The organism is Streptomyces sp. NPDC055025 (assembly GCF_053608565.1).
In genome coordinates this window covers 94,285-115,788 of record NZ_JBSGVS010000022.1, presented here as the reverse complement: position 1 = coordinate 115,788, position 21,504 = coordinate 94,285, and the positions used below count along the sequence as shown (strand labels likewise).

The 21,504-nt window shown below is 71.3% G+C and carries 19 protein-coding genes; 6 read left to right on the top strand and 13 right to left on the bottom strand.

The features are described from left to right. The first annotated feature begins 103 nt into the window (after nt 1–103). Nucleotides 104–1,099 carry an aldo/keto reductase gene (locus tag ACWGDX_RS16110; RefSeq protein WP_453626033.1) on the top strand — a complete coding sequence of 332 codons (996 nt, stop codon included), beginning with the start codon at nt 104–106 and terminating at the stop codon, nt 1,097–1,099. Nucleotides 1,100–1,184: 85 nt separating this feature from the next. Here ACWGDX_RS16110 and ACWGDX_RS16105 read toward each other — a convergent pair whose 3' ends face one another. The 3 genes from ACWGDX_RS16105 to ACWGDX_RS16095 all read right to left on the bottom strand — a co-directional run bounded on the left by ACWGDX_RS16105 (nt 1,185) and on the right by ACWGDX_RS16095 (nt 3,224). Continuing rightward, entirely contained in the window at nt 1,185–1,397 is a 213-nt protein-coding gene (locus ACWGDX_RS16105) for a DUF397 domain-containing protein (protein WP_453626031.1), read from the bottom strand. Beyond that, entirely contained in the window at nt 1,357–2,205 is an 849-nt protein-coding gene (locus tag ACWGDX_RS16100) for a helix-turn-helix domain-containing protein (protein WP_453626029.1), read from the bottom strand. Before ACWGDX_RS16100 ends, ACWGDX_RS16105 begins: the two co-directional genes overlap by 41 nt. 176 nt (nt 2,206–2,381) lie before the next feature. Next, the gene (locus tag ACWGDX_RS16095; protein ID WP_453626027.1) at nt 2,382–3,224 is read right to left on the bottom strand and encodes an SDR family oxidoreductase; all 843 of its coding nucleotides are present in this window, start codon (nt 3,222–3,224) and stop codon (nt 2,382–2,384) included. Between the two features lie 144 nt (nt 3,225–3,368). Here ACWGDX_RS16095 and ACWGDX_RS16090 point away from each other — a divergent pair, with 144 nt between their 5' ends. Then, nucleotides 3,369–5,102 carry an alkaline phosphatase D family protein gene (locus ACWGDX_RS16090; protein ID WP_453626026.1) on the top strand — a complete coding sequence of 578 codons (1,734 nt, stop codon included), beginning with the start codon at nt 3,369–3,371 and terminating at the stop codon, nt 5,100–5,102. A gap of 327 nt (nt 5,103–5,429) precedes the next feature. Here ACWGDX_RS16090 and ACWGDX_RS16085 read toward each other — a convergent pair whose 3' ends face one another. Beyond that, complete coding sequence (locus ACWGDX_RS16085) at nt 5,430–6,476, bottom strand: Gfo/Idh/MocA family protein (protein ID WP_453626024.1); 1,047 nt, start codon at nt 6,474–6,476, stop codon at nt 5,430–5,432. Nucleotides 6,477–6,552: 76 nt separating this feature from the next. Between ACWGDX_RS16085 and ACWGDX_RS16080 the strand changes: the two genes are divergently transcribed. Next, a complete protein-coding gene (locus ACWGDX_RS16080) occupies nt 6,553–8,019 on the top strand; it encodes a Bcr/CflA family multidrug efflux MFS transporter (protein WP_453626022.1) in 1,467 nt (488 codons plus the stop codon). A gap of 31 nt (nt 8,020–8,050) precedes the next feature. Here the strand turns inward: ACWGDX_RS16080 and ACWGDX_RS16075 are convergent, their stop codons facing one another. Continuing rightward, the gene (locus ACWGDX_RS16075; protein WP_453626020.1) at nt 8,051–9,367 is read right to left on the bottom strand and encodes a hypothetical protein; all 1,317 of its coding nucleotides are present in this window, start codon (nt 9,365–9,367) and stop codon (nt 8,051–8,053) included. Between the two features lie 243 nt (nt 9,368–9,610). Between ACWGDX_RS16075 and ACWGDX_RS16070 the strand changes: the two genes are divergently transcribed. Next, nucleotides 9,611–10,771 (top strand): small ribosomal subunit Rsm22 family protein, encoded by a 1,161-nt coding sequence (locus ACWGDX_RS16070; protein ID WP_453626018.1) that lies wholly within the window; start codon nt 9,611–9,613, stop codon nt 10,769–10,771. Here the strand turns inward: ACWGDX_RS16070 and ddaH are convergent. Continuing rightward, complete coding sequence (ddaH, locus tag ACWGDX_RS16065) at nt 10,760–11,575, bottom strand: dimethylargininase (protein ID WP_453626016.1); 816 nt, start codon at nt 11,573–11,575, stop codon at nt 10,760–10,762. The genes ACWGDX_RS16070 and ddaH overlap by 12 nt on opposite strands. Nucleotides 11,576–11,823: 248 nt before the next feature. Here ddaH and ACWGDX_RS16060 point away from each other — a divergent pair, with 248 nt between their 5' ends. After that, nucleotides 11,824–12,456: a TetR/AcrR family transcriptional regulator gene (locus tag ACWGDX_RS16060; RefSeq protein WP_453626014.1), complete on the top strand. Its 633-nt coding sequence runs from the start codon at nt 11,824–11,826 to the stop codon at nt 12,454–12,456. Nucleotides 12,457–12,768: 312 nt separating this feature from the next. Then, a complete protein-coding gene (locus ACWGDX_RS16055) occupies nt 12,769–13,521 on the top strand; it encodes a bifunctional DNA primase/polymerase (RefSeq protein ID WP_382849755.1) in 753 nt (250 codons plus the stop codon). 79 nt (nt 13,522–13,600) lie between these two features. Here the strand turns inward: ACWGDX_RS16055 and ACWGDX_RS16050 are convergent, their stop codons facing one another. The 7 genes from ACWGDX_RS16050 to ACWGDX_RS16020 all read right to left on the bottom strand — a co-directional run bounded on the left by ACWGDX_RS16050 (nt 13,601) and on the right by ACWGDX_RS16020 (nt 21,346). Further along, complete coding sequence (locus ACWGDX_RS16050; protein ID WP_453626048.1) at nt 13,601–14,545, bottom strand: hypothetical protein; 945 nt, start codon at nt 14,543–14,545, stop codon at nt 13,601–13,603. Next, entirely contained in the window at nt 14,466–15,440 is a 975-nt protein-coding gene (gene efeU, locus ACWGDX_RS16045; protein WP_453626013.1) for an iron uptake transporter permease EfeU, read from the bottom strand. The genes ACWGDX_RS16050 and efeU overlap by 80 nt, the downstream gene beginning before the upstream one ends. A gap of 21 nt (nt 15,441–15,461) precedes the next feature. Continuing rightward, nucleotides 15,462–16,796: an iron uptake transporter deferrochelatase/peroxidase subunit gene (efeB, locus tag ACWGDX_RS16040; RefSeq protein WP_453626011.1), complete on the bottom strand. Its 1,335-nt coding sequence runs from the start codon at nt 16,794–16,796 to the stop codon at nt 15,462–15,464. Between the two features lie 10 nt (nt 16,797–16,806). Then, the gene (gene efeO / locus ACWGDX_RS16035; RefSeq protein ID WP_453626009.1) at nt 16,807–17,949 is read right to left on the bottom strand and encodes an iron uptake system protein EfeO; all 1,143 of its coding nucleotides are present in this window, start codon (nt 17,947–17,949) and stop codon (nt 16,807–16,809) included. Nucleotides 17,950–18,184: 235 nt separating this feature from the next. Beyond that, entirely contained in the window at nt 18,185–19,042 is an 858-nt protein-coding gene (locus tag ACWGDX_RS16030; RefSeq protein ID WP_453626046.1) for a heme ABC transporter ATP-binding protein, read from the bottom strand. 107 nt (nt 19,043–19,149) lie between these two features. After that, nucleotides 19,150–20,256, bottom strand: a complete 1,107-nt coding sequence (locus tag ACWGDX_RS16025) for a FecCD family ABC transporter permease (protein ID WP_453626007.1) — start codon at nt 20,254–20,256, stop codon at nt 19,150–19,152. A gap of 1 nt (nt 20,257) precedes the next feature. Continuing rightward, a complete protein-coding gene (locus ACWGDX_RS16020; protein ID WP_453626005.1) occupies nt 20,258–21,346 on the bottom strand; it encodes a heme/hemin ABC transporter substrate-binding protein in 1,089 nt (362 codons plus the stop codon). Nucleotides 21,347–21,504 lie beyond the last annotated feature (158 nt).

Here is a 21,504-nt window from a genome sequence, read left to right as displayed (position 1 = left end):
CGTGTACTGGACGTACTCGGGCGACTCCGACAACGCGGCGAGGTGCCGTGCCAGGCGTTCCGGGCCCGCGAAGATCGGCCGGACAGGGCCTAGCGTTCCCCGTATGAGCACTCTTGAGAGCAGGACGCTGGGACGCAGCGGTATCACCGTCGGCGCACTCGGATTCGGCTGCTGGGCCATCGGCGGTGAGTGGCAGGACCGCGACGCCAATCCGCTCGGCTGGGGCAAGGTCGACGACGAGGAGTCCGCCGCCGCGCTCCACCGGGCGCTCGATCTCGGCATCACCTTCTTCGACACCGCCGACGTCTACGGCACGGGCCACAGCGAACGCGTACTCGGCCGGGCGGTGCGCGGGCGGCGGGACGAGGTCGTCATCGCGACCAAGTGGGGCAACACCTTCGACGCGGCGACCCGCACCCTGACCGGCACGGACGCGACGCCCGAGTACGCCCGGCGCGCGCTGACCGCGTCGCTGGACCGCCTCGGCACGGACCACATCGACCTCTACCAACTCCACCTCTCCGACGCGCCCCTCGCCCTGGCCGCCGAACTCCGGGACGCCTGCGAGGAGTTCGTACGGGAAGGCCTGATCCGCGCGTACGCCTGGTCCACCGACGACCCCGAGCGGGCGGCGCTGTTCGCCGAGGGGGAGCACTGCGCGGCCGTGCAGCACGCCTGCAATGTGCTGGAGGACGCGCCGGAGATGCTCGCGCTCTGCGCGGAACGCGATCTGGCCAGTGTCAACCGAAGTCCGCTCGCGATGGGACTGCTCACCGGGAAGCACGCGGCCGGAAGCCGGGGCGGGGCCGGTGACATCCGGGCCGTACCGCCCGCGTGGCTGCGGTGGTTCGGCGAGGGCGGGGTCCCGGCGCCCGAGTGGGCGGCGCGGGTGGAGGCCGTACGGTCGGTCCTCACCAGCGACGGCCGCACTCTCGCCCAGGGCGCGCTGGCCTGGCTCTGGGCGCGCGGCCCGCACACGGTGCCGATTCCGGGGTTCCGCTCGGTGGCGCAGGCGGAGGAGAACGCGGGAGCGCGGGCCTACGGGCCCTTGCGGGAGGATCAGCTGGCGGAGATCCGGACGGCGCTGACGGGCGGGTAGGAGCACCTGAAGGAGGTGTGGGCTCGGACGGCCCGCCTGTGATGCGCGGGCCACGAGCGTGGTCGCGGCCCGTTGTGCGCCTCGGTCAGTTCGCCGGGGCGGGGGTGGTGCCGATGTAGCTGGTGAAGGTCGTGAAGGCGTGCGAGGCGACGGTGAGGACCGGACCTTCGGGATTCTTCGAGTCGCGTACGGTCACGGCGGCGGTGCGGGCCGCGATCTCGACGCACTGTCCACCGGTGTCGCCGCTGTAACTCGACTTACGCCACTGTGCCCCCGTCAGATGCGGCTTTCCCCCCACATTGCTCCTTCATCACGCGGGCAATCAGTGCCGCCGAGTCCCTGACGGAGAGCGCGGCGGCCTGAAGCTGATGGTAACGAAGCGCACGTTTCCGGACAGCGTGAGGATCGACCGTCGCGTGCGCTGTCTCGTAGTCCTCGCTGTAGGCGATGTCCGGGGCGTCCTCGGAGCGGAGAAGGACGAAGGAGCCCATCAGGCCCGAGTGTTCTCCGGCCGAGTAGGGCAGGATCTGGATCTGGATCCACTTCGCGTTCCTGAAGGACAGGAGATGGGCGAGCTGGCCCCGCATGACCTCGCGGCCACCGATCGGCCGGGACAGCACCGCTTCGTCCAGTACGACCCAGAGGAGCGGCGGACGCGGGCGGTTGAGAACCAGCTTGCGGTTCATCCGCGCCGCGACCAGCTCCTCGAAGTTGTCCTTGGTCACCGCGCCGAGCACCGCCCGCGCGTACTCCTCCGTCTGCAACAGGCCGTCCACGAGCTGCGTCTGGAACGTGCTGATGTGCGTCGCCTTCGCCTCCATGTCCGCGTACGGCTGGAACCACGGCGGCAGTTGGCTCTTCAGCACCAGCGGCAGCAGCCGTGTGAAGGTGCCTCCCGTACCCAGCGCCGCGTCGACCGACTCCGAGAACTGCCTTGTCGGCAGCTTGTGCGTGGTCTCGACCTGGCCGATCAGCGAGCCCGTGCAGAAGATGATGTCGCCGAGCTGCTTCTGGGTGAGGCCGGCCGCTTCCCGCAGTCGCCGTAGCTCACTGCCGTAGTAGTCGAGAGGGGAAGCGCTCGGGTCCAGTTCGCGCGTGTTCTTCAAAGGAGCCTCCAACGACACGAAGGGTTCTCGATTGGTAGCCCACGGTAGTGGCTCGATTGTGCTCCTGAGCCGGAATCCCGGCAAACCGTGCAACGCGACCGGGTGTTGGCGTCCGGGGGCGGTAAATGCCCACCCGTGCGGGTAGGTTGGGTCCCCCCCCGGTGAGCGGTCGCCCCTCAGCCCCGGCCCACGAGCGGCATCGTCGTCGCCATCACCGTCACGAACTGGACGTTGGCCTCCAGCGGCAGTTCCGCCATGTGCAGCACCGTCCTGGCCACATCGGCCACATCCATCACCGGCTCCACCGCCACTTCGCCGTTCGCCTGCTTCACGCCCCGGCGCATCCGCTCCGTCATATCGGTCGCCGCGTTGCCGATGTCGATCTGGCCGCAGGCGATGCGGTGCCGGCGGCCGTCCAGCGAGAGGGACTTGGTGAGGCCGGTCATACCGTGCTTGGTGGCGGTGTACGCCACCGAGTCGGGCCGGGGCGCGTGCGCGGAGACCGAGCCGTTGTTGATGATCCGGCCGCCCCGCGGGTCCTGCGCCTTCATCAGCCGGAACGCCGCCTGGGCGCAGAGGAACGCGCCGGTGAGGTTCGTGTCCACCACCTTCTGCCAGGCGGACAGGGGGAGATCCTCCAGCGCGATGCCCCCGGGCCCGAACGTGCCCGCGTTGTTGAAGAGCAGGTCGAGCCGTCCGTACCGCTCGCTCACGGCGGCGAACAGGGCCTCCACGTCCGCCGGTTGGGACACGTCCGTACGTACGGTCAGTACCTCGTCCGGTGCGTTGTTCCGTACCTCGCTCCGTACCTCGCCCGGCGTGTCGCCGCCGTCCGCCGCCCTGTTCATCGCCGCCGCTGTCCCCTCCAGCGTCTCGACGCGCCGTCCGGCCAGGGCCACCGACCAGCCCGCGGTGTGCAGGGCCACGGCCACCGCTCTGCCGATACCGGAACCGGCGCCTGTCACCACGGCCGTTCCCCGGTTGGTGTGGGCGGTGTTGGTCTTCCGCATGGCGTCCATGGCCACGCAGCGTACGTGAGGTACAACTTGGCGGAGGCACGCGGATCTCATCGCTCCGCCATGTGCATGTTGTGTACCCGACAACAGGGCGCCTTCGCCTGCGCATGGAATTCCGTGTGACAGCAGCCGTCAGGGGAGGGGCACATGACACCTTTTCACCGCCGGACACTGGGAACGGGACCGCGCGTACCGGCGCGGGGCCTGCCCGTACAGGGAGTACCGGCGCAGGGGACGCGAACGCCGTCGGGAACGGGAACGGGCAGCCACGCGGCCGAATTGAGAGCGGCGGCCGCGCATCTCGGCCGTCGCCGGTTCCTCACCGGTACCGCTGCCGCCGCCGCGCTCGCCTTCGCCGTCAACCTGCCGACCGCGGGCGTCGCGGGCGCCGCGCAGCTGGACGCCAGGAAGATCACCGAGGACCCGTTCACCCTCGGAGTCGCCTCCGGTGACCCGCGTCCCGACGGCGTCCTGCTCTGGACCCGGCTCGCGCCCAGCCCGTACGAGGCGGACAGCGGACTGCCGCCCAACCGGGTCTCCGTACGCTGGGAACTGGCGCACGACGCGCGCTTCACACGGATCGTCAAGCGCGGATCGGCCGACGCGCATCCGGAGTTCCACCACAGCGTGCATGTCGACGTGCCGGGCCTGGGCCCGGACCGGGTGTACTACTTCCGCTTCCGCGTGGGCGAGTGGGTCAGCCCGGTGGGCCGCACCCGTACCGCGCCCGCGCGCGGCGCCCGCATCAGCGAGCTGAAGTTCGCCGCCGTCTCCTGCCAGGCCTACCACGACGGCTACTTCACCGCCTACAAGCATCTCGCGCAGGAGGACCTCGATGTGGTCTTCCACCTCGGCGACTATCTGTACGAGTACGCCGTGAGCGCGGTCGGCGGTGCCCGCAACTACCCCGACATCCAGCTCCCCGCCCACTACAACCGGGAGACGACGACGCTGGAGGACTACCGGCTGCGGTACGGCCTCTACAAATCCGACCCGGATCTGCGGGCCGCGCACGCCGCGCACCCGTTCGTCGTCACCTGGGACGACCACGAGACCGAGAACAACTACGCGGGGGACACGCCCGAGAACGATGTCCCGCCGGAGGAGTTCCTGCTGCGCAGGGCCTCCGCGTACCGCGCGTACTGGGAGAACCAGCCGCTGCGCGTCCCGCAGCGGCCCCAGGGCTCCGACATGAGGCTCTACCGCAGGCTGGACTTCGGGCGGCTCGCCCAGTTCGACATCCTGGACACCCGGCAGTACCGCTCGGACCAGGCGTACGGCGACGGCTGGCAGACGCCGGGCCCCGAGTCCGAGGACCCGTCGCGCACACTGACCGGCGAGGCCCAGGAGCGCTGGCTGCTGGACGGCTGGAAGAAGTCGGCGGCCACCTGGAACGTCGTACCGCAGCAGGTGACCTTCTCGCAGCGCCGCAATCTGACGACCCCGGACTTCAAGCTGTCGATGGATTCGTGGGACGGCTATCCGGCGTCGCGGCAGCGGCTGCTGAAGGGGGCGGAAGCGGCCGGGGTCAAGAACCTCATGGTGCTCACCGGTGATGTGCACACGGCCTACGCGTACGACATCAAGAAGGACTGGGACAACCCGGATTCGCGCACGCTGGGCACGGAGATCGTGGCGACGTCCATCTCCAGCGGCCGGGACGGCTCGGAACGTCCTTCCAACTGGGCCACGTTCATGGAGGCCAACCCCCATATGAGGTTCTACAACGGGCGGCGCGGCTATGTGACCGTGACGCTCGGCGCCAAGCGGGCGCGGGCGGACTTCAGAACGGTGAACGCGGTGACGACGCCCGGCGCTCCGGTCACCACGGCGGCGTCGTTCGTGACCGAGGCGGGCAGGCCGGGTCTCAAGCCCGCCTGACGGGCGGACGCGCGCGGGGTGACCGGACCGATTCGCACGGGTCCCTCCCCGGAGGAGCCGGCACCGGCCTTCCCGGGGGTACCGAGGGCGGTGACGGCTTCCCGGGCGCCGGGGCCGGAGGAGTCGGCACCGGAGGTGTGGGAGCCGCTTCGGCGCCGGGGCCGGTGGCGGGCCCGGGGGCCACGGCCACCGGCGTCAGGCTCCGGCAGCCCGCGCGGCCCTGCCATCCGGCCGCTGTGGATCTTGACCCATTGGCGGGACAACTGCCTTCGGGTGGCCGCGGCGGACCGGTGGCGGCCCTGACGGAGTCCGACAGCGGGACAGCGCTCAGGCCTCGTCTTGACCGTCCGCGGGGAAGCGGACGCCGATACGGTCGCGTACCGCGTCGAGCGTCCGCATCACCGCGAGCGTTCCGTCCAGCGGCACCAGCGGGGACTCCGTCTCGCCCGCGCGCAGACAGCGCATCACCTCGGCCGCCTCGTACTGGAGCCCGTACAGCCCGCCGTCCGCGGTGAACTCCTCGGGCTCGGCGCCGTTCCTGTGCAGGACGAACCGGTCCGCGTGGAAGAAGCCGGACGGCAGCTCGATACGGCCCGCCGTGCCGCTCACGGTCGCCGTCACCGGGGTGCCCGCCGTCAGCGAGCAGGTCAGCAGCGCCGTCGCCCCCGACTCCCAGCCCAGCAGCATCCCGGTGTTGAGATCGACGCCTTCCGGCGAGAGCAGCGCGTCGGCCTGGACGCGGTCGGGCTCGCCCAGCAGGAGCTGCGCGAAGGAGACCGGATAGACGCCGAGGTCGAGCAGGGCGCCGCCGCCGAGGGCCGGGTCGCGCAGCCGGTGGCCGGGGTCGGTGGGGCCGGGGAAGCCGAAGTCGGCCTGGACGGTCCGGATGTCACCGATCGCCCCGTCCCGCACCAGCTCCACCATCCGCCGGATCACGGGGTTGCAGTACGTCCACATCGCCTCCATGAGGAAGAGGCCCCGCTCCCGGGCCAGGGAGACCAGCTCCACCGCCTCCCGGACATTGAGCGTGAACGGCTTCTCGCACAGCACGGGCTTTCCGGCCGCGAGGGCGAGTCCCGCCGCCGTCCGGTGCGCGGAGTGCGGAGTCGCCACATAGACGACGTCCACCTCCGGGTCGGCGACGAGCGCGGACCACTCCCCGTACGCGCGCGGGATGCCGAACCGGCTCGCGAACTCCTTCGCGGACGCGGCACTGCGCGAGGCCACCGCGACGACCTCGGCGTCCGCCAGTTCCCCCACCTCCTCGGTGAATCGCGCCGCGATCCCGCCCGTCGCCAGCACACCCCAGCGCACGGTGTTTCTCCGTGACGTCTGCGATGCCCGCGATGCCTGTGATGTCTGTCCCGTTGTCATAGCTGCCCCAAAAAAAGTGTCGACCGTTCCGGATGAGCTGAGAGCATAGGTAAGGATTCAACGACATGGAGAGACGATGCCGGACGGCGGTCAGACCACCGAAGGACGTACAGGCCACATACCGCCCGAGCAGCGTCGCTCGGCACCGATTCCGGAACAGCGGACCGTTCAGTCGGAACAGCGGACCGTTCCGTCACACGAACGGGTGATTGTTCCCGCACCCGCACCCGCACCCGCGCCCACACTCACACCCGCGCCTGTTCCCGCGCCCGCACCCGCCACCGAACTCGCTCCCGTCGCCGCCGCGCGCCGGGCCGGGCTGCTCGTCACCCTGGTGCTCGGAGGGCTCACCGCGCTGCCCCCGCTCTCCATGGACATGTATCTCCCGGCCCTGCCGGAGGTCACCCGCTCGCTCGGCTCACCCGCCGCGACCGTCCAGATCACCCTCACCGCCTGTCTGGCGGGCATGGCCCTCGGCCAGATCGTCGTGGGACCCATGAGCGACAAATGGGGGCGGCGCAGGCCCCTGCTGCTCGGCATGGTCGTCTATGTCCTCGCCACCGCGATCTGCGCCCTGGCGCCGACCACCGAACTCCTCATCGGCTTCCGTCTGCTGCAAGGTCTCGCGGGCGCGGCGGGCATCGTGATCGCCCGCGCGGTGGTCCGTGATCTGTACGACGGCGAGGAGATGGCCCGCTTCTTCTCCACCCTGATGCTGATCTCCGGGGTCGCGCCGGTCATCGCGCCCGTGATCGGCGGGCAGGTGCTGCGGCTCACGGACTGGCGCGGCATCTTCGTCGTCCTGACGGTGGTCGGCATCGTCCTCACCCTCGTCGTGTGGAAGTGGCTGCACGAGACGCTGCCGCCGGAGCGGCGGCACAGCGGTGGTGTCGGCGCGGCGCTCCACACGATGCGCGGGCTGCTCGCCGACCGGGTCTTCACCGGCTACATGCTGGCGGGCGGTCTCGCCTTCGCCGCGCTGTTCGCCTATGTCGCGGCCTCGCCGTTCGTGGTGCAGGAGATCTACGGCGCCTCGCCGCAGACCTTCAGCCTGCTCTTCGGCGTCAACTCCATCGGTCTGATCGCCGTCGGCCAGATCAACGGCAAGGTGCTGGTCGGACGGGTCAGCATGGACCGGGTGCTGGGCTTCGGGCTGGTGGTCATCACGTTCGCCGCGCTGGCGCTGCTGCTGATGACGTCAGGGGTGTTCGGGGACGTGGGCCTCTTCCCGGTCGCGGCGGGGCTGTTCGTGCTGATGTCCGCGATGGGTCTGGCGATGCCCAACACCAACGCGTCGGCGCTGATGCGCACCCCGCACGCCGCGGGTTCCGCCTCGGCCCTGATCGGTACGTCGTCGTTCCTGATCGGCGCCGTCGCCTCGCCGCTCGTCGGTATCGCGGGCGAGGAGACCGCGGTGCCGATGGCCCTCGTCCAGCTCGTGTGCTCGGTCGGCGCGCTGGGCTGCTTCGTGGGTCTCGTACGGCCCTGGAAGCACCAGCCGCCCATCGAGCGTCCGACCGGCGAGCGTCCGACCGGCGTCTGAGCGTACGAGCGCGGTGCGGCGGGACGCAGGCTCAGCCGTCGCGGTGCGGGTACCCGATCAGATGCGGGGTGTCCTTGCCGTCCGTCCAGCGGAAGAGACCGGCCCCGGCCGTCTCCCCGCTGGGCAGCCGCACATTGGGCGACAGGTCCTCCGGGGTCGCGGTGGTGAGATCCACCAGGACGGGGGTGCCGCCGCCCGCGAGGGCGTCCGTGGTGTTGCGGGCGCTCGACGCGCCGTACGCGGTGCCGTCGTCCCCCACGGTCGTCAGGGTCAGCGGCTGGGTGCCGTCCGGCTCCTCGAAGCAGTACGCGGTCTTCTCCTCCAGATCGAAGGCGAGCCTCCCGGCGATCAGGAAGCGGCCGTCCGGGGAGGCGATGAGCTGAGGGTCCTCGACCGGCGCGATGGCCGGTCTGCGGCACCGCACCTGGGCCACGGCCTTGCCGGTCGCCGCCTCGTGCACCGCCCAGACATCGTGCGTCGCGGCGTCCTTGGCACCCTTCTTCTTGCGCCACTTGGCGAGGATGTAGTCGCGCGCCACGGAGGCCGGCACCCCGGAGGCGGGGTCGGTGTCCTTCGGCGCGACCTTCCGGCTGAACCAGCCGCCGCGCACCCAGAACTCCTTGGCGCCGCTCACCAGCAGCCCTGTGTCGGTGACGGCCCGGACCTCGGTCAGCTTGCGGCAGTCCGGACAGCCCTTGGGGTAACCGAGCGACCCCGGCGGGACCTTGACCACGTCCCCGGTCGCCGGGTCGACGACCGCGCTCACCGCCTTGCCGTCGCTGATCAGAATGCCGGGCCCGGCGGCGCTCACGGTCGGCTCGTCCACCCACGGGACCTCGACCCGCACCCGGGAGCCGTCGTCCGCGCTGTACACATCGAGGGAGACGATGGAGTCCGAGGGGCGCAGCGCGTCCGGATCGATCTTCCCGTAGGACCAGGTGACGAAGTACTCCACATCGTCCTTGGCGACGGAGAGCAGCCGCGGGAAGCGGTCCGGCGCGAAGAGCGGCCGCCAGGGCGCGCCGTCCCAGCCGCGCTTGCCGGTCGAGGGATCGAGCGTACGGATCCGGAACCGGGTGTCGCCGACACGTTCCAGATAGGCGATACGGCTCGTGGCCTCGGCGACCGCGTAATCGGGCGAGGCGTCGTTGATCTCCCAGCCGCGCGCGGTGTCGTACTCCGCGGGAACGGTGAGCCGGTGTGCCGCGAACGAGGTGCTCTTCGGAGGCTTCGCGGGCCGTCCGTCGTCCTTCGCCTTCGGCTTGCCGCCGCAGGTGGCGAGCAGGAGCAGCAGCGCCAGCACGATCACCCCGGACACCAGGGCCAGACGTACGACCCTCTGTCTCATGGTCCCCCCGTGCGAGCGGCTGCCGGACAACGGGCGTCAGCGTAGCAACAGACACACGGCGGCTCGCAGTTCGCTTCCCCATTGCGGTCACGGGCCCGACCGTCGCGGTCACCGGTCACCGCGCGTACGGGCACCGGCCGCCCTCCGTTCGGTCGCCGGTCGCCGGTCGCAGGCACCCGGTCGCCGGGACCCGGCCCCGCGCCCCCGGCGCCCCGCCTCCGGCCACAGCAATAGAATTCGGCGGTGAACGCCACCCTTCCCACCGCCGAGGCCCTGCGTGCCGCGCTCGCCGGGCTGCTCGACGGACTGCCGCCCAGACAGGCCGCCCAGGCCGTCGAGCGGCTGATCGCCAACTACCGGGGCGCGACGCCGACGGACGCGCCGGTGCTGCGTGACCGGTCCGATGTGGCCGCGTACGCCGCGTACCGGATGCCGGCGACCTTCGAGGCCGTACGGGCGGCGCTGGAGGCGCTCGCGGACACCGTGCCCGCCTGGGTGCCCGGCAGCCATGTCGATGTGGGCGGCGGCACCGGCGCGGCGGTCTGGGCGGCGGAGGCGGTCTGGACGGAAGAGGCCCGGACGGAGGCGGCCCGTGCGGAGGCGGCCCCCGCGGACGGTCCGGGAGAGACGGGCGCGGCCGGCGCGGGAAGCGGGCGGGAGGGCGGCCGTACCACCACCGTCCTGGACTGGGCCGAGCCCGCCCTCGCGCTCGGCCGCGAACTGGCCGCCGCCTCCGGCGCCCGCGCGGTACGTACCGCCGACTGGCGGCGCACGCGGATCGGTACGGCGCTGAAGCTGCCGGAGAGCGATCTGGTGACGGTCTCGTACGTACTGAAGGAACTCACCGAGCGGGACCGGGCCGTGCTCGTCGAGGAAACGGCGCGGGCCGCCCAGGCCGTGGTGATCGTGGAGCCCGGGACGCCCGACGGCTATCTGCGGATCATCGAGGCCCGCGACCGGCTGATCGCGGCCGGGCTGCGGATCGCCGCGCCCTGCCCGCACGGTGGCGCCTGCCCGATCGAACGGGGCACGGACTGGTGCCACTTCGCGGCCCGGGTCAGCCGGTCCTCGCTGCACCGGCAGGTGAAGGGCGGCTCGCTGCCGTACGAGGACGAGAAGTTCAGCTATGTGGCGGCGGTGCGCTTCGGGACGCCGTCGCTCCCGGGGCGTTCCGACGACGCGGCCCGTGCCGACCGTGCCCGCGTCGTACGCAAGCCGCAGATCCGCAAGGGACAGGTGCTGCTCGACCTGTGCACCGAGGACGACGGACTGCGCCGGGAAACGGTCACCAAGCGGCACGGCCCGCTCTACCGGGCGGCGCGGGACACGGAGTGGGGCGACACCTGGCCGCCGCCCCACACCGCCGGTCCGGCCGCCGACCCGGCCGCCGGTTCAGAGGCGTAGCTCCTGGGTGCAGCACTTCACACTGCCGCCGCCCTTGAGCAGCTCCCCGAGGTCCAGTCCGATCGGCTCGAACCCCCGCTCGCGCAGCGGCTCGAAGAGCCCGGCCGCCGCCTGCGGCAGCAGTACGTGCCGGCCGTCGCTCACCGCGTTCAGACCGAAGGCCCCCGCGTCCGTGCCGTCGGCGATGAGCGCGTCGGGGAAGAGCCGGGCGAGCACGGCTCTGCTGCCGGGGGAGAAGGCGCCGGGGTAGTACATGATCTCGTCGGTTCCGTCGTCCAGCACACAGAGCGCCGTGTCCAGGTGGTAGTAGCGCGGATCCACCAGATCCAGGCCGATCACCGGGCGGCCGAAGAACTCCTGTGCCTCGTCGTGGGAGAGCGGGCTGGAGCGGAAGCCGCGCCCGGCCAGCAGCCAGGAGGCCGTGACGGCGAAGTCGCCCTCGCCCTCGTTGATGTGCGCGGGCTCGTGGATGTCGATGAAACCGCGGGCGCGGAACCACTCCAGATGCGCCTCGGCCTCGCGGTGCCGCTCCTGATGGGCGAAGCGCGCCCCGAGCACCCGGCCGTCGATGACCGTGGCGCCGTTCGCGGTGAAGACCATGTCGGGCAGACCGGGCAGCGGGTCGAGCAGCGCGACCGTGTGTCCGAGCGCGAGATAGCGGTCCCGGAGGTCCTCCCACTGGGCGAGGGCCACCGGCAGATCGACGGGCTTGGCCGGGTCCATCCAGGGATTGATCGAGTACGTCACCCTGAAGTAGTGCGGCGGGCACATGAGATAGCGGCGGGGCGAGGCGTCACGAGGCAACGGGAGCTCCTCACGGGTGATGAGAGCGGCGGTGTGCACGACGTCGGTGCGCGACGTCCGTGCACGAGGTACGCGCACGACGTATGCGCACGGTGTACGCGCACGACGTATGCGTGTAAAAGTCATATTCCGCTTCGAAGGGCTCGCGCGCTGTGATCCGTTCGAGTGATTCGTGTCCGTGAGGCGTCCTGGGCCCGCCGGGTGATCAGAGACGAAACGTCTCGATTCACCGTTGGTAGATTGACGCCATGGCCGAGACCAGGGGTACCAGCGGGCCCGACTCCGCGCGGCGCAGCGAGCGGTCGCGCCGGGCGATCTACGACGCGGCACTCACGCTGGTGGGCGAGGTCGGTTACGGGCGTACGACCATCGAGGGCATCGCGGCCCGCGCCGGGGTCGGCAAGCAGACGATCTACCGCTGGTGGCCCTCCAAGGGCGCCGTGCTCCTGGAGGCCTTCCTCGATCTCGGGGACCGGGCCGCGCGGGCGGCGGGCGGCGGGGAGGCGGCGTACGAGATCCCCGACACCGGCGATCTGGAGGCCGATCTCAAGGCGGTCCTGCGGGCCACGGTCGACGAGATGAACGACCCCGTGTACGAGGCGCCTTCCCGGGCGCTCGCCGCCGAGGGGATCGCCGACGCGGAACTGGGCGCGGAGTTCGCACGGAAGCTGCTCGAACCCTCGCTCCGGCTCTATGCGCGGCGGCTGGGCGCCGCCCGGGAGGCGGGGGCCGTACGGCGGGAGATCGACCTCGATGTCGCGCTGGAACTGCTGGTCGGTCCCCTCGCGCACCGCTGGCTGCTCCGTACGCTCCCGCTGACGCACGAGTACGCGGACGCAGTGGTCGAGTACGCGCTGTACGGTCTCGCCCCACGTCCCTGAGACCCCACAGCCCTGAGACCCCACGGCCCTGAGACCCCACGGCCGCGAGTCCTGTCCGCGCGCCGCCGGGTGGAGCGCGCCGCCGGGCAGGGGGCGCGGCGGGGGCGCGTGGAGGCATACGGGGCGGGCGGTCCGTGTTCCACCGGCTCCGCCCCGCCGATCCGCCGTCCCATACCCGCACATACACGGCGATGAGCCCCGTGCCGCGGTCCCCGCACACATACCCCGGTGGGGAAGCACGTCCACCCGAGGAGCAGGATGGTGGGACCATGGATATGTCCGCAGGGGCGAGCACGAGGTGTGAGGGGATAGATGGGCGACGATTTCGGCCGCTACCGCGGCACGGAGAGCAGGATTCCCCAGTGGCTGCGCAGGCGTCCCAGGAAGAGCGCCGACGACTCCGCGCTCGCCGGTGACACGGCCGGCCGGGAGGCGCTGCTCCTCGCCGTCGCGGAGGCCGGTATGCCCATCGCACCGGCCGCCCATCCCCTCGGTTTCCGATGTTCCTGCGAGCGGATCGGCTGTCCGACCCCGGCCAGACACCCTCTCTCCTTCGCCTGGCAGACCCAGTCCACGACCGACCGGGCACAGATCGAGCGCTGGGCGCGCAATCAGCCCGAGGCCAACTTCATCACCGCGACCGGCACGGTCCACGATGTGCTGGACGTACCGCTGGAAGCCGGCAGCCGCGCGCTGGAACGGCTGCTGGAGCTGTCCATCGAGGTCGGTCCCGTGGCGGACTCCGGCGAGGACCGGATGCTCTTCTTCACCGCCACCCGGGGCACCCCCGAGGACGAGGACGAGTGGTGGCCCTGTGAACTGGACTGCCACCCCGAGACGATGGACGAGCACCCAGGTCTGCGCTGGCACTGCCGGGGCAGTTATGTGCTCGTACCCCCGGCCCGGCTCCCCGGCGAGCTGAACGTACGGTGGCTGCGCGGCCCGGAGCATCCGCTGCCCGATCCGCTGACCCTGCTGGAGACCCTCACCGACGCGTGCGCGCGGTACGCGGGCGAGAACACGGAACTGGACCACCACGCGGTGGCCTGGCCCCTGGGCCGCTAGGCCGCTGAGACCGCCGGGCCGCTGAGACCGCCGGGGAGCCACGGGGCGGAGGGGAGCCAGGAGCTGCGGGGCCGAGGAGCTAGGACCCCTTCGACGCGGTGACCCCCTGGAGGCGTCCCTCCACCACCACCTCCGGGGCGGCGGCGTCGCTCCCCGGCACCCGTACCGTCTGGCTGGACAGCCACTCCTTGGTGATCGTGTTCTTCACCTCACCGGTCAGCAGCGCCCGCACATCCTCGTTCACCTGGAGCCGGACCCCCTTCGCGGCCGTCTGGCGCTCGAAGAAGCGGGTGGCGAAGAACACCAGCGCGCCGCCGTCCTCCGTACGCAGCCCCAGCGGCGCGAAGTCCCCCTCGGTCACCGGCTGGTCGACGTACTGGGTGGTGAGACCGGGCAGCCGGGCCTTGTCCGCGCGCTCCTTGCGCCATCCGTCGGTGTGCTGTCCCGCCGCGAAGTGCTCGGGCTTGCCGCTCGACAGATACGAGGAGTACTCCTCGCTCAGATCGGCGGGCGCCACCGACACCGATGTGCTGTCCGGCTCCACCGCCTCGCCCCAGCCGTCCTGGTCCGTCCTGAACTCCGGGACCTGGTCGGGGGAGAGGATCGTCAGATAGGCGGCTTCCCAGCGCTTCTCGGGGCCGCCGCGCAGAAAGACCACCAGCCACCGGAAGGACGGGCCGCCGGCCGCGTCGCGGTTGCTCCTGGTGTCCGCGACGAACCAGCGCGGCCAGCCGGCCTTCCTGGGGATCGTGAACTTCGCGTCGGTCAGCTCCAGCGGCTGATGGCCGGGGTTGCCGTCCGGGCTGTTGATGCTCCGGGCCTTGAGACCGGCCTGGTTGATCACACCGAGCGCACCGGTCACATACGCCGCGTCGAGCGCCGGATCGTAGGCCTGGTCCGCCTTGTTGTACGCCTCGGTGAAGTCATCGAGCGCCCGCGCGGCCTCACTCCGCTCCGCCGACGGTACGACCGCCAGCTCCCCGTGCACCGTCACGCACCCGCTCGCCGTCAGCGACAGCACCATCACCGTCGCGAGCCCCGCCGCTGCCCGAATCGGCCTTCCCAGCCTGCTCATCGGTCGCCTTCTGCTTCTGCTCCTGAGACCTCACTGACCGTCCGAACCCTACCGGGGCCAGGAACAGGGCGAGCGTCGGGATCAGATACAGACACCAGACAATGACCTGAAGCACCGTCGGGTCCGGCTGGAAGTTGAACACGCCCTTCAGCAGGGTGCCGTACCAGCTGTCCGGCGGGATCGTCGTGCTGATGTCGAAGGCCTTGTCCGGCAGACCGCCCAGGAAGCGCGCCTCCTGGAGATCGTGGACGCCGTACGCGAGCACACCCGCGGCGACGATCACCAGCATCCCGCCGGTCCAGGTGAAGAACTTGGCCAGATTGATCCTGAGCGCGCCCCGGTAGAAGAGCCAGCCGAGCACCACCGCGCTGGCGATACCGAGCAGCACACCGATCAGCGGCGCGTGGGTGCCGTCCGAGGAGGCACGGACCGACGCCCAGACGAACAGGGCCGTCTCCAGGCCTTCGCGGCCCACCGCCAGAAAGGCCGTGGCCACCAGCGCGCCCGTGCCCATCGCGAGTGCCGCGTCCAGCCGGTCGTGCAGCTCCGACCGCAGATGCCGGGCCGTACGGCGCATCCAGAAGACCATCCAGGTCACCAGCACCACGGCGAGGACCGACAGTGAGCCGCCGAGCGCCTCCTTCGCCTCGAACGTCAGCTCCTGCGAGCCGAATTCGAGCCCGAAGCCGAAGGCCAGCGCCAGGGCCACCGCGACGCCGATACCGATCCAGATGGGACGCAGCGCGTCGCGCCGCTCCGTCTTCACCAGATACGCGACGAGGATGCAGACGACGAGACTGGCCTCAAGGCCCTCGCGCAGACCGATCAGATAGTTTCCGAACACGTCGGAACTCCCTTCCGTGGCTCAGGAGATCAGGGCCCGGCCCCACCAGTCGTCCTTGTCCCGGACGCCCGGCGGGATCGCGAAGACCGCTGAACCCACGTGCTGGATGTACTCGTTGAGCGCGTCGGAGCGCGCCAGGGAGCGCTGTACGGGGATGAAGGCGTCCCGTACGTCACGCTGGTAGGCCAGGAAGAACAGCCCCGCGTCGAGCCGGCCCAGACCGTCCGTGCCGTCCGTGAAGGAGTAGCCGCGCCGCAGCATCCGCACCCCGTGGTGGGAGTCCGGATGCGCCAGCCGTACATGCGACGTGGGCAGCATCGCCCGCAGATCGGGCTTGTCGTGCTCGCGCGCCCTGCCGACCGCCGCGCCCTCGCCCTTGTCCCGGCCGAAGACGTCCTCCTGCTCCTGGAGCGACGTACGGTCCCAGGTCTCGATGCGCATCGAGATCCGGCGGGCGACCAGATAGGAACCGCCCGCCATCCACGCCGGACCGGTCTTCTCCGGCACCCAGACATGCTCGGCCAGCCCGGCCTCGTCGGCGCCGTCGATATTGCTGGTGCCGTCCTTGAAGCCGAAGAGGTTGCGCGGGGTCTGGGCGCCCGGAGTGGTCGACGACGTCTTGCCGAAGCCGAGCTGCGACCAGCGCACCGCGGCCTTCCCGAAGCCGATCCTGGCCAGATTGCGGATGGCGTGCACGGCGACCTGGGGATCGTCCGCACACGCCTGGACACAGAGATCGCCGCCGCCGCGCGCCGGGTCGAGATTGTCGCCGGGGAACTTCGGCAGCTCGACCAGCGCGGCCGGGCGCCGCTCCGCGAGACCGAACCGGTCGTCGGCGAAGAGCGAGGGGCCGAAGCCGATGGTCAGGGTGAGCCGGGACGGCTTGAGACCGAGCGCCTCACCCGTGTCGTCGGGCGGCGCCTCGGCCGGCCCGCCGTACGCGCCCTCGCCCACGGCGTGCCCCGCCGTCATCCGCTCGGCGGCCCGGGTCCAGTCCTTGAGCAGCCGGGCCAGCTCCGCGCGGTCCCCGGTCGTCACATCGAACGCGGCGAAGTGCAGCCGGTCCTGGACGGCGGTGGCGATACCGGCCTGGTGCGTGCCGTGGAAGGGCACCGCCGCACCGGAGTCGGCGGCGGGAGCGGTGGAACCGCCGTCGCGGACGGCCGCCACGGCGCCACCGGCCGCGGCGGCCCCGAGCGCGAGCCCGGCACCGCCCCAGCCGAGCAGCGCACGGCGGGACGGGCTCTTCCCCGGACTCCCGGTCTGCCCGGTCCGCTCGGTCGTCCCGCTCCGCTCGGTCGTCCCGGTCGTCCCGGTCGTCTCGTCTTCTTCTTTGCTGTGTTCGGTGTCCGACATGTCGGAGTCCCTACTTGACGACGGCGGCGGCGAGCTTGGAGAGCGGCTCGGCCAGCGCGTTGACACCGTCCGACAGTTCCTTGCGCTGGGCCTTGCCGACCTTCTCGTACGAGGTGAAGTCGTAGGAGTCCGGGGCGTCCCGGTACTGGTCGAGCAGCGCGCTCAGCGCGGCGAACTGCTTGTCCAGCTCCGTCACCAGCGCCGGGTCGTTCTTCGAGGCGACCGGCTTGAGCAGTTCGTACGACTGCTGCGCGCCCTCGACATTGGCCTTGAAGTCGACCAGGTCGGTGTGGCTGTAGCGCTCCTCCTCACCGGTGACCTTGCCCGAGGCGACCTCGTCGAGCAGCTCCTTGGCGCCGTTCGCCATGGAGGTCGGGGTGATCTCCGCCTTGCCGACGCGCTTCTGCCAGTCGGTCAGGTCCTTGTCGAGCGTGTCGGCGAGCACTGTGGCCTCCGGGCCGAGCTTCTTGTCCGCCCAGAGCGCCTTCTCCAGCCGGTGCCAGCCGGTCCACTCCTGGCCGGGCTCCAGACCGTCGGCGCGTACGTCGACCTTCGGGTCGATGTCACCGAAGGACTCGGCGACCGGCTCGGTGCGCTCCCAGCCGATCCGCGAGGGGGCGTACGCCGCCTTCGCGGCCTCCAGGTCACCGGCGCGCACGGCGTCGGTGAAGGTCTTGACCTTCGGCAGCGTCTCATCGGCCTGCGCCTGGACGTACTTGCGGTAACCGGCGACCGCGGCGTCCATCTCCGGGCTGCGCTCGACGGCCGTACCGCCCGTGACGGTCACCTTCTGGCGGATGCCGTCGCCCTTCATCCCGGGCTTGCAGACGATCTCGTACGAACCGGCCTTCACCTCGGCGGTGACCTTCGCCTTGGTGCCGGGGCCGATGTTCTCGCGCTCGGTGACGATGCGGTCGTCCGGGAAGAGGACATAGACCTCGGTGACCTTGGAGCCCTTGTTCTCGACGGCCAGCTCCACATGGCCCGCGGGGAACTCGTTTTTGGAGATCTCGCAGGCGTCGTCCTTCGCGGTGACCTGGACGGCGCCTTCGCCGCCGGCCTTGGCGTCGCTCTTCTCGGCGCAGCCCGTGACGGCGGTCAGGGCCGCCACCGCGGTGACTGCGGTGGCAACGGAGAGACGGACAGGTCGCATGCGGGGCTCCACGATGGCTGGGACGGGGGAGGGGAGTACGGCTGGAGTACGAGGGTGCTGAGTAGGGAGGTGCTGAGTACGAGGGTGCCGACCACGAGGGTGAGGCGGCCCTAACTTAACTGAGGCTTACCTTGGTCATGTCCATTCGTCCAGTGATCCAGGTCTCAATTCCCCGGCGGGTCGCTCCTGGGATACGGGGAGGTCACAGGGATCTTTCGGTCACCCCATGGGAGGGTCAAGTCCCGGTCATGAAAGCCGCTCCGGCCCGCTTCGGGACGACCAGCGCAACGCCTGTGCGCGGGTGCGGGAACACCTCGACGGGCTGCCGGTAGACACGGCTCAGCAACTCGTCGCCGAACACCTCGGCGGGCGGTCCCTCGGCCGCGACCTCTCCGTCGTGCAGTACGGCGACCCGGTCCGCGTGGGCCGCCGCGAGCCCCAGATCGTGCAGCACGACCACGACGCCGTCACCGGCCGCCGCGCGCTCCCGGCAGATCCGCAGGACCAGTTCCTGGTGGCGCAGATCGAGCGCGGCGGTCGGCTCGTCGAGCAGCAGCAGCGGGGCGCGCTGGGCGAGGACGCGGGCGAGCGCGACACGGGCCCGTTCGCCGCCCGAGAGCGCGGCGAAGGGGCGCCCGGCGAAGGCGGTGACCTCGGTGGCCGCCATCGCCTCCGCGACGGCGGCCCCGTCCTCGTCCTCCGACGGCGTCCCGGCCCAGGGCGCCCGGCCCATCCGTACGACCTCCTCGACCGGGAAGGGGAAGGCGAGCGCGGCGGCCTGGGGCAGTACGGCACGGCGCAGGGCGAGTTCGGGCGCGGACCACTCGTGCGCGGGGCGCCCGTCGATCCGTACCTCGCCCAGGCCGGGCCGCAGATCGGCGGCGAGCGCGGCGAGCAGGGTGGACTTCCCGGCTCCGTTGGGCCCGACGAGCGCGAGCACCTCACCGGCGCGCGCGACGAGCCCGACACCGGCCAGCACCTCGCGCTGCCCGAGCCGGACATGGAGCCCGCGCGCCTCGGCGAGGACCGCGCCGGTTGCGGCGGGCGCGGGCAGGGCGGGTCCGCGTGCGGCGAAGAGACGCCTGAGCCTCATATGTGCCTGCCTCGATTCCGGCGGGATACGGAGATGGTGCGCCACGCGGGGCCGGGTCATGCCCAACCGCCTTGTCTGCGCCGTGTTCTGTGTCGCGCGGGGCCGGCTCATGCCCAACCTCCCTGCCCGCGCCGTGTTCGACGCAGCAGCCAGAAGAAGAAGGGGCTGCCGAAGAGCGCCGTCAGGACGCCCAGGGGGAGTTCCGCCGGGGCGGCGACCGTACGGGCCGCGAGATCGCCCGCGACCAGGACCAGCGCGCCGCCGAGCGCGCTGCCCGGGACCAGGAAGCGGTGTCCTGGACCGTTCGCCATACGCAGCAGATGCGGTACGAGCAGACCCACGAACGTGATGATCCCCGCCACCGCGACCGCCGCCGCCGTGAGCAGCGCCACGGTCAGCACCAGCACGATACGGAGCCGCTCGACATCCACCCCGAGATGGCGGGCGGGCCGCTCGCCGAGCGCGAGGAGGTCCAGCTTCCGCGCGTGGAAGGGCGCCACGGCGAGACCGGCCAGCGCGCACGGCAGTACGGCGAGCACCTTCGGCCAGGTCGCCTGCGCCAGCGAACCGAGCTGCCAGAAGGTGATCTGGGTGATCTGCGCGTTGTCCGCGAAGAAGATGAAGAGCCCGATCAGCGCCCCGGCGAACGCGTTGACCGCGATACCGGTGAGGATCAGCGTGACCACCTCCGTACGGCCGCCCGAGCGGGACAGCGCGTACACCAGCAGTACGGTCGCCAGTCCGGAGACGAACGCGCAGACCGTCACCGTCCAGTTGCCGAAGAAGCTCAGCCCCAGCGCGATGGAGGCCACCGCGCCGACCGCCGCGCCCGACGAGATCCCGATGACCCCCGGTTCGGCGAGGGGATTGCCGAACACACCCTGCGTCAGCGCGCCCGCGCAGCCGAGCGAGGCGCCGACGAGCAGCGCGAGCGCGACGCGGGGCAGCCGGACGTTCCACAGGACGCTCTCGCCCACGCGGTCGAGCGCGGCGCCGCCGAGCCCCGCCCGGTGCTGGACGGAGGAGAGGACATCGCCGAGGGGGATGTCGTACGCGCCGATCCCCGCGGAGAGCAGACAGAGCAGGACCAGCGCCGCGAGCAGCCCGGCGCTCAGCAGGGTGGTGGTGCTCCGAGGGAGCCGCTTCCCGCCGTCCCGCCCGCGCGCGCCGTCCGGGGGCGACGGCCGTTCGCGCGCGGCGGGTGTCGTCGTCACGTCACTTCCCGTTCGCGTAGAGCTGCTCGACGATCGACTTCAGCACTTCGTCGGTGCGCGGACCGTAGTTCAGCAGCACCCCGTCATCGACCGAGACCACCCTGCGGTCCATCCCGGCAGGCGTCTCCGCGACCCCCGGGATCCTCACCAGCCCGTCCGGCCCGCCGACGGATTCGAGCCCCTTGGTCATCACCAGGATCGCGTCCGGCGCGGCCTTCGCCAGTGCCTCGCTCGTGATCGCGGTGAAGTCCTTCCGCAGCCCCGACTCCTTGCCCGCGTCGACCGCGCCGGCCGCCTCCAGCAGGGAACTCGCCCCCGAGTCGGCGCCGCCGAGCAGATAGACGGAGGCCGGGCCGCGCAGATAGAGAAACGCGACCCGCGGCTTCCGGCGGCCCTCGCGCGCCGGAATGTCCTTCTGTACGGCGGCGATCCGCGCGTCCGTACGTTCCTTCAGCCGGGCGCCGGCCGCCTCCACCCCCAGCGCGCCGGCCACCGCGTCGATCCGGGCGTCGACGTCGGCGAGGCTCTTCGCCGGCGCGACGACCACGAGCGGGATGCCCGCGTCCCGTATCTGGCCGATGGCCTCGGCGGGGCCGGTGGTGGTGTCGGCGATGACCAGGGTCGGCTTGAGCGACAGCACACCCTCGGCCGAGACATCGTGCGCCCGGGTCACCAGGGGCAGATCCGCGGCCTGTTCGAAGGTGGCGGTGATGTCGCGTGCCACCACCCGTTCCCCGAGGCCGAGCGTGAAGACGATCTCGCTCAGCGAACCGGTCAGCGGCACGATCCGGTCGGCCGAGGCGATCGTCACCTCACGCCCGTCCGCCGAGTCCACCGTGACCGGCAGTCGCGGCGCCGGTGTGCCCGGGAGGGGTTCGACCCGGTCGGCCGTGGCCGTCGCGGAGGTCTGCCCGCCGCCGGACCTTCCCGTACTGCCGAGGTTGCCGCCACCTGCTCCGTCACCTCCTCCGCCACCGCCACCGCAGCCGGTGACGGTCGCGGTCAGGGCGAGGGCGAGCGCGGGGAGGAGCGCACTCGTCAGACGTGATCTGCGCACGGAGTGCACCGTCCTGTTCGTTCTGTTTGTCATGCCGTGACTTCGGGGTCTGTGATGTTTTGCCGTGGTTCCCGTCGGCGGAAGGGTTCCCGTTCGGGTCGGCTGTAGCTTAGGTTAGCCTTACCTCGCTTGCCAGACCCGGGGATATCTGTATCCGGGTCCGTTCATCTGCCAGGTTCGTTCACTCGTTC